This is a genomic window from Streptomyces sp. NPDC041129, from assembly GCF_055592265.1.
In genome coordinates this window covers 47,892-63,276 of sequence record NZ_JBVIYV010000014.1, presented here as the reverse complement: position 1 = coordinate 63,276, position 15,385 = coordinate 47,892, and the positions used below count along the sequence as shown (strand labels likewise).

The 15,385-nt window shown below is 72.5% G+C and carries 12 protein-coding genes; 10 read left to right on the top strand and 2 right to left on the bottom strand.

The window, feature by feature from the left end:
• Nucleotides 1–112: 112 nt before the first annotated feature.
• The gene (locus ACZ6B1_RS32510) at nt 113–2,032 is read right to left on the bottom strand and encodes a helix-turn-helix domain-containing protein (protein ID WP_468784351.1); all 1,920 of its coding nucleotides are present in this window, start codon (nt 2,030–2,032) and stop codon (nt 113–115) included.
• Between the two features lie 264 nt (nt 2,033–2,296).
• Here ACZ6B1_RS32510 and ACZ6B1_RS32505 point away from each other — a divergent pair, with 264 nt between their 5' ends.
• The gene (locus ACZ6B1_RS32505) at nt 2,297–3,070 is read left to right on the top strand and encodes a methyltransferase domain-containing protein (protein ID WP_468784349.1); all 774 of its coding nucleotides are present in this window, start codon (nt 2,297–2,299) and stop codon (nt 3,068–3,070) included.
• Nucleotides 3,071–3,221: 151 nt separating this feature from the next.
• Nucleotides 3,222–4,049, top strand: a complete 828-nt coding sequence (locus ACZ6B1_RS32500; RefSeq protein ID WP_468784347.1) for a hypothetical protein — start codon at nt 3,222–3,224, stop codon at nt 4,047–4,049.
• Nucleotides 4,050–4,284: 235 nt separating this feature from the next.
• Here ACZ6B1_RS32500 and ACZ6B1_RS32495 read toward each other — a convergent pair whose 3' ends face one another.
• Nucleotides 4,285–5,130: a helix-turn-helix transcriptional regulator gene (locus tag ACZ6B1_RS32495; RefSeq protein ID WP_445052618.1), complete on the bottom strand. Its 846-nt coding sequence runs from the start codon at nt 5,128–5,130 to the stop codon at nt 4,285–4,287.
• A 269-nt stretch (nt 5,131–5,399) separates the two neighbouring features.
• Here ACZ6B1_RS32495 and ACZ6B1_RS32490 point away from each other — a divergent pair, with 269 nt between their 5' ends.
• From ACZ6B1_RS32490 to glgX, 8 genes are all read left to right on the top strand, one after another.
• Nucleotides 5,400–5,555: a hypothetical protein gene (locus ACZ6B1_RS32490; RefSeq protein WP_468784344.1), complete on the top strand. Its 156-nt coding sequence runs from the start codon at nt 5,400–5,402 to the stop codon at nt 5,553–5,555.
• 45 nt (nt 5,556–5,600) lie between these two features.
• The gene (locus ACZ6B1_RS32485) at nt 5,601–6,947 is read left to right on the top strand and encodes a sugar phosphate nucleotidyltransferase (RefSeq protein ID WP_468784342.1); all 1,347 of its coding nucleotides are present in this window, start codon (nt 5,601–5,603) and stop codon (nt 6,945–6,947) included.
• 46 nt (nt 6,948–6,993) lie between these two features.
• Nucleotides 6,994–7,689 carry an SDR family oxidoreductase gene (locus ACZ6B1_RS32480; RefSeq protein ID WP_468784340.1) on the top strand — a complete coding sequence of 232 codons (696 nt, stop codon included), beginning with the start codon at nt 6,994–6,996 and terminating at the stop codon, nt 7,687–7,689.
• Between the two features lie 207 nt (nt 7,690–7,896).
• Nucleotides 7,897–9,207 carry an IS701 family transposase gene (locus ACZ6B1_RS32475; protein ID WP_468784337.1) on the top strand — a complete coding sequence of 437 codons (1,311 nt, stop codon included), beginning with the start codon at nt 7,897–7,899 and terminating at the stop codon, nt 9,205–9,207.
• Between the two features lie 262 nt (nt 9,208–9,469).
• A complete protein-coding gene (locus tag ACZ6B1_RS32470) occupies nt 9,470–10,918 on the top strand; it encodes a maltokinase N-terminal cap-like domain-containing protein (protein WP_468784335.1) in 1,449 nt (482 codons plus the stop codon).
• Between the two features lie 145 nt (nt 10,919–11,063).
• Nucleotides 11,064–12,902: an AGE family epimerase/isomerase gene (locus ACZ6B1_RS32465; protein ID WP_468784333.1), complete on the top strand. Its 1,839-nt coding sequence runs from the start codon at nt 11,064–11,066 to the stop codon at nt 12,900–12,902.
• Complete coding sequence (locus ACZ6B1_RS32460) at nt 12,899–13,240, top strand: STAS domain-containing protein (RefSeq protein WP_468784331.1); 342 nt, start codon at nt 12,899–12,901, stop codon at nt 13,238–13,240. Before ACZ6B1_RS32465 ends, ACZ6B1_RS32460 begins: the two co-directional genes overlap by 4 nt.
• Nucleotides 13,237–15,381 carry a glycogen debranching protein GlgX gene (glgX, locus tag ACZ6B1_RS32455; protein WP_468784329.1) on the top strand — a complete coding sequence of 715 codons (2,145 nt, stop codon included), beginning with the start codon at nt 13,237–13,239 and terminating at the stop codon, nt 15,379–15,381. The genes ACZ6B1_RS32460 and glgX overlap by 4 nt, the downstream gene beginning before the upstream one ends.
• Nucleotides 15,382–15,385 lie beyond the last annotated feature (4 nt).

Genomic DNA, 15,385 nt, shown 5'->3' with positions numbered 1-15,385 from the left:
GGGGACGTGGGAAGCGAAAAGGTTGGCAGGGGAGGACAGGTTGCCCCGGGCTGCCACCGCGGAAGCGACCTGGGGCCAGGGAAATTATAAGATTCCCGCGGCCGTTTCGGCTTCAGCAGGTGGACAGCGGGGAGCGGATCGCGTGCCGGGTGCGCTGCAGCCGCAGGGCGAGCTGGACCTCCAGGGCGCGCATGGGCTCCTGCCAGGCGGGTTCGAGGAGTTCGGTGATCCGTTCCAGCCGCCGGGAGACGGTGTTGGGGTGGACGTGCAGTATCTCGGCGGCCCGGCGGGGGCTGCCGCCGGAGGCGTAGTAGGCCTCCAGGGTGTGGACCAGATCGGTGCAGTGCTGGTCGTCGTAGGCGATGACCGGGCCGATGGTGGTCTGTACGAAGGCCGGGATGTCGGGGCTGTCGGCGAGCAGCAGACCGAGGAAGCCCAGCTCCTGAGCCGAGGCGCTGCCCCCGTCGGTGCCGAGCGCGGTGAGCGCCTCCAGGCACCGCCTGGCCTCCTGGTAGGTGCCGTGCAGCGGGCCGGGGTGCGCGACGGGGCCGGCGGAGCCCACGGTCACCCGGCGGCCGGTGACCGAGGCCAGCTCGGCGGTGACGGCCCGCCCCGCCGCCGAGGGGTCGGTGCCCGGGACGAGCAGGACCAGGCAGTCGTCCACGATGGTCTGCAGGCCGGCCATGCGGTGCGCGTACGAGGAGGCCCACACCAGGGCGCGTCCACCGGCCCCGCCGTCCGGCCGGGCGATCAGCACCACGTGGGGGTCGTCGAGGGCGACGCCGAGGCGCCGGGCGTGCACGGCGAGTTGTTCGGGCGCGCGCGGGGAGTCGCCGATCAGATCGTGCAGGAGCTGGCTGCGGCCGCCGTCGGCGGAGGTGTCGGCGCCCGCCTGGATGCGCAGCAGGACCGCGGTGGACTGCGCGGTGGCCTGCAGCAGCCGGAGCTGGTAGTCGACGGCCGGGCCGTCGGGGGCCAGGATCACGGTGCCGAGCACCTCACGGCCGGCGGTGGCCGGGCACAGCCACAGCCCGTCGGCGGAGCGGATGGGGGCGAGTTCGGTGTGGGCGTCCAGGGTCCGCTGGAAGAGCTCCGCCTCGTCGGTGTCCGGGAAGCCGGCCGTGACTGCCAGGGTCCGGCCGGTGGCGTCGCGGACCATCAGGGCGCCGCCCAGTTCGGCCGCGGCGCGCGCGGCGACCTCGCCGAGGCCGCGGCCGCTCAGCACCATGTCGATGAGCCGGGTGTGGACGCCGCCGGCCTGGCGCTCGGCGGTGGAGGAGTCCAGGGCCCGGGAGACGTCCAGTTCCAGTTCGCTGAGCTCGGAGCGGGTCTGGGCGAGCAGCCGGGCCTTCTTGATGGCGAGCGAGGCGAGGTCGCCCAGCGAGGAGACGAGGGTGATCTCGTCGGGCGTGAGGTGGCGCACCGAGCGGTTGGCGCCGTAGAGCGCGCCGAAGGTGCAGGTGCCCTCTTTCAGGGGCACCGCCATGAGGCCGTGCAGTCCCTCGGCGGTGACCACCTCGTCGGTGGCGGCGGAGTGCGGGAACCGGTCGTCGGTGAGGTAGTCGGAGGTCCAGTAGGGCGCGGAGCGCTCGGCGGCGGCGTTGCCCACGCCGCCCTGCGCCGGGATGACGAAGCCCGGGGTGATCGTGGAGGCGTGTCCGTCGGAGACGCGCACGTAGGAGCGGTTGTCGGCGGGGTCCCGCAGGGCGATCCAGGACATGTCGAAGTTGAGCAGCAGCCGGGCCCTGCGGGCGATCACCTGGAGCAGCGCGTCCACGTCGTACGGGAGGGTCAGTTCCCGCGCCGTGTCCACGAGCGCCGCGAGGGCGGCCTCGCGCTGCTGGTGCCGGGCGAGCAGGCCGTGGACGTCGAGGGCCAGGGTGCGGGCCCGGTTCAGCAGGGCCAGGGACTCGGCCGGCACCGGTTCGGTGGCGGCCGGAGGTGGCTCGAATCGGTGGGGCGGGGCCTCGGTGGCGAGCAGTTCGAGCAGTCTGAGCAGTTCGTCCTGTACGAAGTCGTCCTTGGGCCGCACCGACCTCACCCCCTGTTTGATCCGCGGCGCCTGCGGTGTCCGGCTCTGCCGGACTTTTGTGAACCTAGATTGCGTGCACGACGGGCGTCAACGATGGCCAGAACCAATACGGTTGGGCCGATTAATGGCCGAATTCCCTTCCTCCGGGGTGCTTCGCGGTGGCCCGGGCACCATCGGGCCGGTGCGCGGCGGTTACCGCTGCACATTCCGCCGTGGTGTCCGGATGTCCGACAATAATCCCTGACACCGCGCCGGTTGGGCAGGATGACGCCGCCGCCGCGAAGCGTCCAACGGGGGGACGAGGGCATGTCGGGAACACAGAGTTATGCGCGCTCGCTGGAGCGCAGCCGGATGTCGTTGACGCGGGCCGACCGGCCTTCCGAATTCGCGCTCATGGGTTTGCGATGGGACCTTCTTGACGAAGTGTTTGCTCCCGTCTTCTCACCCTCGACGGCCGTCGCGCTCGAGTTGCTCGGGCTCGATCGGGCGGGCCCTGGTGAATGGAGTGGTTCATTCCTGGAAATGGGCTGCGGAACGGGGGTCATCGCCGTGCGCGCGGCGCTGGCCGGGTGCGCACGGGTGGTGGCCGCCGACATCAATCCGCGGGCGGTGGAGAACGCCGAACTCAACGCCGTACGGCACCGGGTGGCGGTCCGGGTGCGGGCGGTGCGGAGCGATCTCTTCTCGGAACTCCCGCAGGAACGTTTCGACACCATCTTCTGGAGTTCCAACTACGTGCGGGCGCCGGAGGACTACAGGTACCGCTCCATGCACGAGCGGGCCTACGTCGACCCCGGCTACCGCGCGCACCGGCGCTATCTGGCCGAGGCCCCGCTGATGCTCGCCCCGGGCGGCCGCGCGCTGCTGCACTTCAGCAGCCGCGGCGTGCTCGGGGAGCTGCACCGGATCGCCCGGGAGTGCGGACGGGCGCTGCGGGTGGTGCGGTCAGTGGAACTGGTCGAGGAGTCGTACGGCGACGACGTCGTCGAGCACCTGCTGCTGGAGATCGGCGTGGACGAGGACGCGGGCCGCGGCTGACCAACCGCGCGCACCGGGGCGGCCGGGCGGCCGGCCGGGCCGCCGGTACGGGGCGGGAACGCCGCGGCCGGGGCCGTGCAGGGAGCAGTTGGACTCGGACACGGCGCGCCGGTGCGCGGCCGCCGGTCCGCCGACGGGGGAAGTGGTGGGTGTGAGCCTCTCCGCGCGGGACGCCTTCCGGGCCGAGCTCACGGCGGTCGCCGGGCGCGACGGCCGGGCCGTCTGCCTGGAGACGCTGCCCCGGGACAAGGACCATCCGTTCGCCGCGGCCCACCCGGACCGCTTCTTCTCGTTGCCCAACGTGGGCTCGGTGCTGATCCAGATGGTGACGGGCCTGGGCGCGGCCGGGTTCCGGCCGTTCGTGGTCGTCACCTCGGGCGCGGAGGGCCGTACGACGGCACCCCGGTCGCTGTGGCGGGACTGCCTGGAGGCCGGCGCCACCGTGGTGGTGCCGCCCGAGAACTTCCCGGACGGGTACGACGAGGTGCGGCGGATGCCCGGCGTACCGCTCGCCGTGCCCTGCGGCGAGCAGGAGACCCGGGCGGTGGTGCGGCAGGCCGCGCGCTCGGCGCGGCCGCACTGCCTGGTGCTGGGGGAGCGGGCGGGGGCGGGCCGGGGGGACGGGGTGGAGAGCGAGGCTCCGCTGTCCTCGCTGGCGCTGGGCGATCCGGAGGACGCCTGTGCCCGGCTGATCTCCGTCGGCGAGGCGGGGACCCGTCTCGCGGTGGCCGCCTGCGCCGCCTCGCCCGGGCTCGGGCACGCCCGCCTCGTCTACCTCGACGACGCCGGGCTGTCCGCCGCGGCCGTCGAACTCGCCCTGTGGCCGGGGACGTCGGTGGTGACGGCGGCTCCGCGCCTGCTGGATCCGGTACTGCGGGAGCTGCGCTCGCGGATGCCGGGGCGGGCGGTGCTGGGGGTGCCGGCGGGGGCGGGGCGGGGGGATGTGGCGCAGGTGCTGGCCGCTGCCGCGCGGGTTTAGAGGGCCTCTCGCCTCGGCTTCTTCGCGCCCGCCCGCCTCGGCTGCGCCTTCGGCGGGACCGGGTTCCCACCCGAACCGCTCGTGCGGCCGCCGTGGTCGGGTGCGGGTGGCCCCCTCTGGGGGCGGGGCGCCGTCGGCGGCTCGCGAGTCCGTGGGGCCCCTGGGGGTGGGATGCGGGTCCGTGGGTGGGCCCACTGGGAGCGGCGGCGGGCGCTTGCGGGGCCCCGGGGGGCGGTCAGGTGGGGTCGTCTTCCAGGAGTTTCGACTCGGCCAGGGCGTAGGCGAGTTGGGCTCGGCTCTTGCTGTTCAGGGCCTCGGCGGCGCGGCCGATGTGGGTGGAGACGGTACGGGCGCTGATGCCGAGGCGCTTGGCGATCGCCGCGTCGGTGTGGCCCTCGATCATCAGCCGCAGGACGGTGCGCCGGGTCTCGTCGGTCATCAGCGGGGGACGCGCCCGCTCCTGGGTGATGCTGAGCGGCTCCGCGCGCCGCCAGGCGTGGTCGAAGACCGTGGCCAGGTAGTGGACGATCGCCGGATGCTCGATGGCCAGGGCGGTGGTCCTCAGGTCGTGCCGGGGATCGGGGATGAAGGCGATCTTGCGGTCGAAGATGATGAGCCGGTCGAACAGCTCGTTCAGGGTGCGCACTTCCACACCGACCGCGGTCACCTGCTCGATGTAGGAGAGCGTGGGGCCGTGCGTGCGCACGGAGTGCTGGTAGAGCGTGCGCTGGCGGATGTCGCGCTCGGCCAGCTCCAGGGTCCGGCGCAGCGCCTTGCTGAGCAGCGCGGTGGCCCGTCCCCCGCCGGGCTGTGCGGTCAGCAGCTCCGCCCGGCAGGCGTCGGCGGACTTCTGCAGCGCGGCGCTGATCACGTCCTCGCCGTGCAGCAGACGGATGTCGGCGGAGGCGGTCCCCTGCTCCTCGCGGTAGACGTCCTCGGCGGCGCTCAGCGCCTCCCGGACGGCCGCGACGGCCTGCTGCTGGACGAGGATGGCGCGCTCGATCGGGCGGCAGAACTCGCTCACCGCGATGTCCGGCGGCACCACGCCCATGATCCGCGGGTTTTCGGCCAACGGCCGCATCAGACCCAACTCGACCAGGCAGTCGGGGACTTCCCCATCAATCGGACCTTTCGTAAGCGCTTCCCGATAGTGGGCCAGTCCGTCGTCGCACAGCCTGACGACATGGGAATGGGAGGGATTGTCCGACTTCCTGCACATTCGTTCCCCCTTCAGAAATGCGCAATGCGCGATCACGAGGCTACCAAGCGAAGAAAATCGGCCCCTGGCTGCGGCATGCTTCTCGCGGCGGAGGCGACAGCGCCTAATCAGCCACCTGGGAGGGAATCCACATGAATTCCAAGGGAACGAACGCCAGTCGATTCACCGCGATATTCGCCCTCATGCTCCTCCTCGGACTCGGCGTCCAGTCGGCCGAAGGGGCCGCGCACGTCCAGTCGGCCACGCAGACGGCCAACACTCCCGAACACGACCCGGAATGGGGCTGACCGAAGGTCCGGGCGGACATCCGACGCATTCATAGGGGGGAAGAGATGGTCCCTCGTCGGAATCCGGAGACCGTCGGAATCATACTCGCGGGCGGCCGGGGGGAACGGGCGAAACCCATCACCCTGGAATCGGCCGACTACATTCGCAGCAAGGCACTTATTCCGTTCGTCGGCAGGCGGCTCATCGAATGGGTCGTCGAAGCCTGCCGGGACCAGGGCGTCCGCCGTTTCCACGTGGTCGCCCACGGCCTGGAGAACCGCAACCAGATCAAACTGCTCCTCGGGCACGGCGAGCGGCACGGCGTGGACATCCGGTACTCCCGGTCGCGCCTGGACCGCTACAACGTCGGCTCGGCCGGTGCCACGCTGCACAACCTCGAACAGTGGGACCTGCAGGGCCAGGCCCTGGTGCTGCCGGTCGACTCGCTCTTCGACTTCGATCTGCCCGCCCTGCGGGCGGCGCACGACCGGAGCGGCGCCGTGGTGACGGTGGCCGCGGTGGAACGCACGGCCCGGGAGATCGCCGGCAAGTACGGGGTGATGCGCACCGACGCGACGGGACTGGTGACGGGCTTCGTCGAGAAGCCGGCCGCCGGGCGGCTGAGCGAGCTCTTCCCGGACGCGGTCGCCGACGAGCGGGCCACGCTGCCCACCAATGCCGGGATGTACCTGGTCGACTGCGCCCGGCTGCGGCTGCTGGCCCGGGAGCCGGAACTGTTCCGGCGCTCGCACCAGCGGCTGGACTGGGGCGGTGACCTGCTGCCCTGGCTTGCCGGCAACGGGCACCCGGTGGCCGTGCACGCCATCGGCGGACTCGGCGACCTGGGCAACGTACCGGACTACCTGGACACCCTGCGGCTCGTACTCGACGGGGGGTACGAGCAGATGAACCGGCTCATGGAGCGGACCGGGCAGGCCGGGCCGCACGGCTGGATCCACGACAGCAGCCTGCAGACGAAGGACGACCTGACCGGCACCACCCTCGCCCAGAAGATCGAGGAGGGCTCGGTGCTGATCGGTCCCGGTGTGCGCATCGGCCGCGAGGTCGAGATCGGACCGGGGGTACGGCTGGAGCACACGGACATCGGCGACGGGGCCGAGATCCGTGAAGGCGGCACGCTCGCGCACTCGGCCGTCGGCGAGTCGGCGGTGATCGGCGCCCACGCGGACGTCTCGGACAGCTACGTCGGTCCGATGGCCGTCATCCACTCGGAACGCGGCCGCCCGACACGGCTGGAGGGCTACACCGCGATCGGCGACGGGGCCGTGCTGCGGCCCGGGTCCAGGTTCCGCGGGGTCACGGTCTATCCGCGGCTCAGGGTGCCCACGCTGACCGGGGTGCCGGCCGCGACCGAGCTGACGAACGCCGACGACGTCCTGCGCTGGGTGTGAACCGCCGGGGACGGCGGACGGCAGACACATAGGGGGAATCATGCACATGCACGGCCCCATTGCGGTGATCGGCGGGGCGGGCCGGCTCGGCGCCCTCGTGACCAGGAGACTGGCCGAGGCGGGCGAGCGGGTCCGCGTGGTGAGCCGGCACCCGGAGCGGGGAACGCCCCCGCCGCCCGGCACCGAGCTGTGGCAGGCGGACGTACGGTACGCGGACACGCTGGGACCCGCGCTGCGCGGCTGCGCCGCCGTGGTGTTCAGCGTCGAGCCGGGCACCGCCGACTCCGGTCCGGACAGCCCGGAGACCACCGTGTTCAGCGGTGTGCGCAATGTGCTCGCCGCGGCCGCCGAGTACGCGGAGCGGCCCCGGTTCGTGCTGGTCAGCCAGATATTCGTGACCCGGCGCGAGCACCCGATGAACGCCTACGGGCGGCTGCTCGACTGGCGGCTGCGCGGCGAGGACGCGGTGCGCGACTCCGGGTGCGCCTACACGGTCGTACGGCCCGGCTGGCTGACCGACGACGGCAGCGCGGGCGCGGGCGTCCGGCTGGAGCAGGACGACCGCGGTGACGGCTGGGTCTCGCGCGCCTCGGTGGCGGAGGCCTGCGTGCGGGCGCTCGGCTCACCGGCGGCCACCCGCCGCACGTTCGAGGTCTACAACGAGCCGGGCCCGGCGCCCGCGGACTGGGAGCCGCTGTTCCGCGGTCTGGCCCCGGACCCGCTGCTCGCCCTGCGGCCGTAGGACCCGCCCGGCCGCGGCCCCGACCCGGGGCCGTACGGAGGACGAGGGCGGGTCATCCCCCCGACCGCCCGTCCCCGTCCCGTACCCGTCCGCCCACCCCCCTGGGCCGGCGGGCTCCTGCCGGGGCCGGCGCGCCGACGGACGCCCCAACGCGTCCGCCGCGCCGGCCCCGGGTGAATCCTCACGCTTTCCAGAGAGGGCCGAGTCATGCCCGGCGAACGTCAGACAGCGGGGCCCGCCGACATTGCCTCCGCGGTTTCCGCACAGATTTCCACCGTCTCCGAGAAATTGGTTTCCGAGATCCTTTCCCGCACCTTCCGTTCCATTCCGCGCAGCGATCAGCGGCGCTGGGGCGAGCTGTATGTGAGAGGCCTGCTGTCGGTACCCGGCCGCAAGACGATGCGGGCGATCGCCGACGGCGCGGGCGGCGGAGTGGAGCAGAGCCTCTACCAGTTCATCACCAAGTCCCCATGGGCCGCGGAGCCGGTCCGCCGGGAGCTCGCGGAGCTGCTGCTGCGGATCGAGCCGCGTGCCTGGGTGGTGCAGCCGCTGGTGATCGCCAAGGTCGGGCAGCACTCGGTGGGCGTGGAGCGGCGCTGGGTGTCGCAGTACGGGCGGGTCGTCAACTGCCAGCAGGCGGTGGGCGTGTGGCTGGCCTCGGACCGGGCGTCGTGCCCGGTCGACTGGCGGCTGGCGCTGCCGGAGAGCTGGGCCGGCGAGGCGGCGCTGCGCCGGCGCGCCTGCATCCCGGAGGACGTCGGCTCCTGCCCGCCCGAGCAGTGCGCGGTCCAGGCCGTGTCCGCGATGGCCGAGGACTGGGGCCTGCCGCACCGGCCGGTGGTGATGGACCTGCGGGAGAGCGACGCGTACGGCGTCTGCGCGCTGCTGCTGGAGCGCCGGGTGCCGTTCGTCGTCCGCGTCGACCCGGCGGCCCGCTCCCTGGCGCTCCGGCCGGTGCGGCCCGCGGTGCGGCCCGGGACGCCGGAGCCCGTCTCGGAGGACACCGGCGCCCCGTGCCCGCCCGGCTCCCCGCTGGCCCTGGTCCCGGAGCTGAGCAGGCAGTGCCTGCCGGTGGAGTGGTACGACCACGAGGCGGACGCCCTGCGGGCCACCTCGGTCGGCGCCACCCGGGTCCTGCTGCGCCGGACCGGCCCCGAGGCGTCCCGGCCGGTCCCCGCCGACCCGCAGGAACTGATCCTGGTCGGCGCCTGGCAGGACCCCGGGCGGCGCACCCCGAGCGGGTACTGGCTGTCCAACCTGCCGCAGTCCCAGCTCGGCACGGTCTACCGCACCGCCATGCTCGCGCGCCGTGTGTCCCGCGACCTGACGGAGGTCAGCGAAAGCCTCGGCATCCGGGACTTCGAGGGCCGCTCCTACCGGGGCTGGCACCACCACATGACGATGGTCTCCCTGGCCCACGCGGCCACGGTCCTCTCGGCGACAGCACGCACCGGGTCCCGCCCTCCGGCACTACGGGTGTCCGCGGCGCCCGTGCGGGTGGGGGTGCGGGCCGCGTGACGACTTCGGCCGAGACGGATGCGGGACGCGTGCGGGGCGGGCCGGCGTGGGTGCCGGCCGCCCGGGAGCGGATCGGGCACCGTGCGTGCGACGGCTCCGGTGGACGCGGAATGGGGGCCGGTGCGCGCGGGGCTCGGCGGGTCGTGCGTCCGCCGGCCGCGCGGGAGGCACTGGTCGGCGGGTGTGAGCGCGGGGAGCCGGGGGCCCGCGAGGGTGCGGGCCGGGCGTCGGCGGGCCCCTGGTGGACGGAGGTGCGGGGCGGATGACGACCTTGGTGGACGCGGAGTCGGAGCGGGTGCGGGCCGGGCTAGGGGGGCTGCTCGGGGCGTGGTTGCCCGGGCGGCGCTGGTTCGCGGGCAAGAACGGCGGGGTGCCGCCGGTCGGTGTCCGGCTGCTGGAGCGGGTGCTGCCGGGCGAACCCGGTTTGCTGCTCGCGGTGTTCGACGCCGGACCGGACGGGCCGTACCAGGCGCTGATCGGCTTGCGGCGCGGGCCCGGCGCGGAGCCGCCCGGATCGGTGATCGGCCGGCTCGACGCCCCGGACGGCACCGCTCTCACGCTGTACGAGGCGACGCAGGACCCGGAGTTGATGACGCGGCTGCTGGAGTGCTTCGGCGCCGAGCAGAGCGGCCCGGTGCGCTTCGAGCGGCTGCCGGGGAGCGAGCTTCCGTACGGCCTCCCCGGTGTGGCGAGCACGGCGGAGCAGTCCAACACCTCGGTGGCCTTCGGGGACCGCGCGATGCTCAAGGTGCTGCGCCGGCCGGTGCCCGGGACCAACCCCGAACTGGAGCTGCTGGGCGCGTTGCAGCGGGCCGGCGGTGTGCCGGGCGCGGCCCCGCTGGGGCAGGTGCGCGCCACCGGCGACTCCCCGCTCGGCGCCTGCACCCTGGGCGTCCTCCAGGAGTTCGTACGCTCCGGCGGGGACGGCTGGGCGGCGGCCACCGACCGGGCCCGCGCCTGTCTGGAGGGGGAGGGCGGCGTTCCCGCGCCGCTCGGCGGCTTCGCCGAGGAGTCGTACGGGCTGGGGCTCGCCACCGCCCGGGTGCACACCGCGCTCGCCGGGCAGCTCGGCAGCAGGCCGCTGAGCGGCCGGGAGTCCGTGGACCTGCTGGACCTGCTGGGCGACCGGCTGACGGCGGGACTGCGGGCGGTGCCGCACCTGGCGCCGTACGCGCAGGAGCTGTGGGGGCTCCACGACGACCTGCGGATCCGGGTGCTGCGCGGCCGGGCGCCGCTCGTCCAGCGGATCCACGGCGACCTGCACCTGGGGCAGGTGCTGCGCACCGGGCAGGGCTGGGTGCTCATCGACTTCGAGGGCGAGCCCGGGCACTCCCCGCAGGAGCGACGCCGGCCGCAGCCCGCGCTGCGCGACGTCGCGGCGATGCTGCGCTCCTTCGACTACGCGGCCCACCACGCGCTGACCGAGCTGCTGGGCCTGCCGCCCGGCGAGATCCCGGCCGGCGACCCGCGCGCCACCCGGCTGAGCCGCCGGGCCACGGCCTGGTCGGTGCACAACCGGCAGGCGTACTGCGCCGGTTACGCCGCCGGCGGTGGCCAGGACCCGCGCCGGGCGCCCCTGCTGGTGCGCGCCTTCGAGGCGGACAAGGCGGTGTACGAGGCGGTCTACGAGGCCCACAACCGGCCCGCCTGGCTGCCGATCCCGCTGGCCGCCGTCCGCCGGCTCACGGAAGAACGCCGACGGCAGAGTTGAAAGTTCAGGAAGTCCGCGACCGCTCTTTGTCCACGGCAAACGAGTGCGCTGAAGATATGACAAGTTCGCGAAATGTCAAGAACGGGAGATTCGATGGTTCATCAGTCCCGGACGAATTCGAAAACATAAAGCGAAGGGTGTGACCATGTCCGACACCGTCAACTTCACGTTCTCCGACACCGTCGCGGGCCGGGTGGCCGGATTCGATCGCGAGGCACGCGTCTTCACCCTCGTCACCGCCGACGGCCGTCCCTTCGAGGTCTCCCTGGACGGCGGGCCGTCCGCCGAGCTGCTGCACAACCTCGGGGAGCCTTACCAGGACGCGACCGGGCACATCGACTCGCTGCTCGAGGAGGGCCGGTACGTCCTGGCGTACGGGATCTTCTACCCGGGAACCGGCGGGCTGCGGTTCGAGGCGAAGCGGCTGATCTTCACCGGGCGGCAGCCGGACGACCACCGGTTCGAGGAGGCCGGCTGGTGGATCCGGCAGATACGCGAGATCGCCGCCTTCTACCGCAAGGCCCAGTTCGGCGACGGACCGGTGGACTTCGCCCGGTACCGCACCGAGATCCGGCTCAGCGGCGACAAGACCGCGAGCCACGTGCAGGAGACCGACACCATCTCCCGGCTGGTGTACGGCATGGCCTCCGCGTTCCTGCTCACCGGCGACGACGAGTACCTGGAGGTCGCGGAGCGGGGCACCGAGTACCTGCGCGAGCACATGCGGTTCGTGGACGCCGACGAGAACGTCGTGTACTGGTACCACGGCCTGAAGGTCGACGGCGATGTCGAGACCAAGCTCTTCACCTCGGAGTTCTCCGACGACTACGACGCGCTGCCCGCCTACGAGCAGATCTACGCGCTGGCCGGCCCCGTCCAGACGTACCGGATCACCGGCGACCCCCGCATCAAGGCGGACGCGGACGCCACCATCCGGCTCTTCGACCGGTTCTACCTCGACCCGGAGCACGGCGGGTACTTCTCCCACATCGACCCGATCCTGCTCAGCGCCGAGCACGAGTCGCTCGGCCCCAACCGGGCCCGTAAGAACTGGAACTCCGTCGGCGACCACGCGCCGGCCTATCTGATCAACCTGTACCTGGCCACCGGTGAGAAGACCTACGCCGACATGCTGGAGTACACCTTCGACACCATCGTCGGCCGCTTCCCCGACCCGGAGCACAGCCCCTTCGTCCAGGAGCGGTTCCACAAGGACTGGTCGCACGACACCACGCACGGCTGGCAGCAGAACCGGGCGGTCGTCGGCCACAACCTCAAGATCGCCTGGAACCTGCTGCGGATGCACTCGCTGCGTCCCAAGGACGCCTACCTGGAGCTGGCCACCTCCCTCGGCGAGACCATGCCCGAGTGGGGCGCGGACCGGCAGCGCGGCGGCTGGTACGACGTCGTGGAGCGCGTGCGGCGGGACGGCGAGGACCGGCACCGGTTCACCTGGCACGACCGCAAGGCGTGGTGGCAGCAGGAGCAGGCGATCCTCGCCTATCTCATCCTGCGGGGAGTCACCGGCCGCGCCGACTTCCAGAGCGAGGCCCGCGGCGCGCAGGCCTTCTACAACGCCTTCTTCCTCGACCACGACGAGGGCGCCGTCTACTTCAACACGCTGGCCAGCGGGCTGCCGTACCTGCTCGGGGTCGAGCGGCTGAAGGGCAGCCACTCGATGTCGATGTACCACTCGGCCGAGCTGTGCTACCTGGCGGCCGTCTACAACAACCTGCTGCTCGGCGGCAGCGCGATGGACTTCTGGTTCAAGCCCGACCCGGCGCTGATCGAGGGCCGGGTGCTGCGGGTGGCTCCCGATCTGCTGCCGCGGGGCTCGGTGCGCATCGAGTCCGTGGAGATCGACGGTGAGCCGGACACCGGCTTCGACGCCGAGGGCCTGCTGGTGCAGCTCCCCGAGACGTCCGGCCGGGTCAAGGTGAAGGTTCGGCTGGCCCCCGTGGCCCGGACGGAGGTGGCGGGATGACCGTCAAGCTCAGCTCCCGCACCGAGGGCGACACCGCGGTCGTCGTCCTCGAAGGAGAGATCAACTCGACCACGTCCGGCGGGCTCCAGGCCCAGCTCCTGCCGTTCGTCGCACAGGGCAGCCGGCTGCTCATCGACCTCAGCGGGGTCTCCTACGTCTCCAGCGCCGGGCTGCGCACCCTGCTGATCGTGCACCGCAGGGCGCAGCAGCTCGAGACCCGGGTGACGCTGGTCGGCCTGTCGGAGGAGGTCCGGTTCGTGATGTCGGCCACCGGGTTCCTGGACTTCTTCGAGATCGAGGAAGACCTGGACGCCGCACGGGAACACACGGGCCGATGACGACCCAGGACGTACGTGAGCGCGTCGACGCGTTCCCCACCCGCCGGATCGGCGGCCACCGGGTGCGGGCCGGACGGCCCTTCCCGTACGGCGCCCATCCGGTGCCCGGGGGGATCAACTTCTCGGTCTACTCCGACCGGGCGACCGCGATGCGGCTGGTCCTCTTCGAACGGGGTGCCCGGCACCCCATGGCCGAACTGGAGTTCCCACCGGAGTTCCGGATCGGCAGCGTGTACGCGATGACGGTCTTCGACCTGGACGCGGAGAACCTGGAGTACGGCTTCCGCGCCGACGGCCCCTTCGACCCGGGGGCCGGTGACCGGTTCGACGCGGGCAAGGTGCTCAGCGACCCCTACGCCCGGCTGATCTCGGGCCGGGACGTATGGGGCCGGGAACCGGACTGGGACGACGTCTACCCCTACCGGGCGAAGGTGCTCGACGACGACTTCGACTGGGGCGACGACACCCCGCTGGGCATCCCCACCGAGGACCTGGTCATCTACGAGACCCACGTCCGGGGCTTCACCATGCACCCCTCGTCCGGGGTCAGCGCCCCGGGCACCTACGCGGGCCTGCGGGAGAAGATCCCGCACCTGAGGGACCTCGGCGTCAACTGCGTCGAGCTGCTGCCGGTGTTCGAGTTCGACGAGCTGGACAACCCGCGCACCGACCCGGCGACCGGCGGGCGGCTGTACAACTACTGGGGCTACAACACCGTCTCGTTCTTCGCCCCCAAGGCCGGCTACGCGGCCACGGGCCGGTTCGGGATGCAGGCCGACGAGTTCAAGACCCTCGTCCGGGAACTGCACCGGGCCGGCATCGAGGTCATGCTCGACGTGGTCTTCAACCACACCGCCGAGGGCAACGAGCAGGGCCCGACCATCTCGTTCCGGGGCCTGGACAACGCCACCTACTACATGCTCACGCCGCAGGGCGAGTACTACAACTTCAGCGGTACCGGCAACACCGTCAACTGCAACCACCCCGTGGTCCGCGACTTCGTGCTGTCCTGCCTGCGCTACTGGGTGTCCGAGTACCACATCGACGGCTTCCGCTTCGACCTCGCCGCCATCCTCGACCGGGCGCCCGACGGCACCCCGCTGCCCAACCCGCCGCTGCTGGAGCAACTGGCCCACGACCCGATCCTGCGGCACACCAAGCTGATCGCCGAGGCCTGGGACGCGGCCGGGCTCTACCAGGTGGGCGCCTTCCCCAACTACGGCCGTTGGTCGGAGTGGAACGGCAAGTACCGGGACACCGTGCGCCGGTTCGTCAAGGGCGAGCCCGGACTGGTCGGCGAGCTGGCCACCCGCATGGCCGGCTCCCCCGACCTGTACCGGGGGCGCACCGCCTCGGCGTCGGTCAACTTCGTCACCGCGCACGACGGGTTTACCCTCCACGACCTGGTCTCGTACAACGACAAGCACAACGAGGCCAACGGCGAGGACAACCGCGACGGGGCGAACGACAACCACAGCTGGAACTGCGGGGAGGAGGGCCCCAGCGGCTCGGCGCACGTACGCGGCCTCAGGACCCGCCAGATGAAGAACATGCTGGGCATCCTGCTCACCAGCCAGGGCGTCCCGATGCTCCTGGCCGGGGACGAGGTCGGGCGCACCCAGCTCGGCAACAACAACGGCTACTGCCAGGACAACGAGCTGTCCTGGTTCGACTGGGGGCTCGTCGAGGACAACGCGGAACTGCTGGAGTTCACCCGGGCCCTGATCGCCTTCCGGCACGCCCACCCGGTGCTGCGCTCCGCGGACCACCCGACCGGCTCCGACCGGGTCGGCAGCGGCTACCCGGACATCGGCTGGCACGGCGTACGGGCCTGGGACCCGGACTGGTCCGCGCACAGCAGGGTTCTCGCCTGGATGCGCTGCGGCCGGCACGCCAAGGGCGGCACCGTACGCGACGACCACGTCTACGTGGCCGTCAACGCCCACTGGGAGTCGCACGACCTGGAGCTGCCCGGGCTGCCCGAGGGACAGGCCTGGCACCTGTTCGCCGACACGGGCATCGGCGCCCCGCACCGCCCGGGCCCGCTGGGCGCCGAGCCCGAGCTGCACCACCCGGGCCGCTACCACCTCGGCCCGCACGCACTGGTGATCCTCGTCGGCCGTGACCGGCGCACCGGCTGAACCC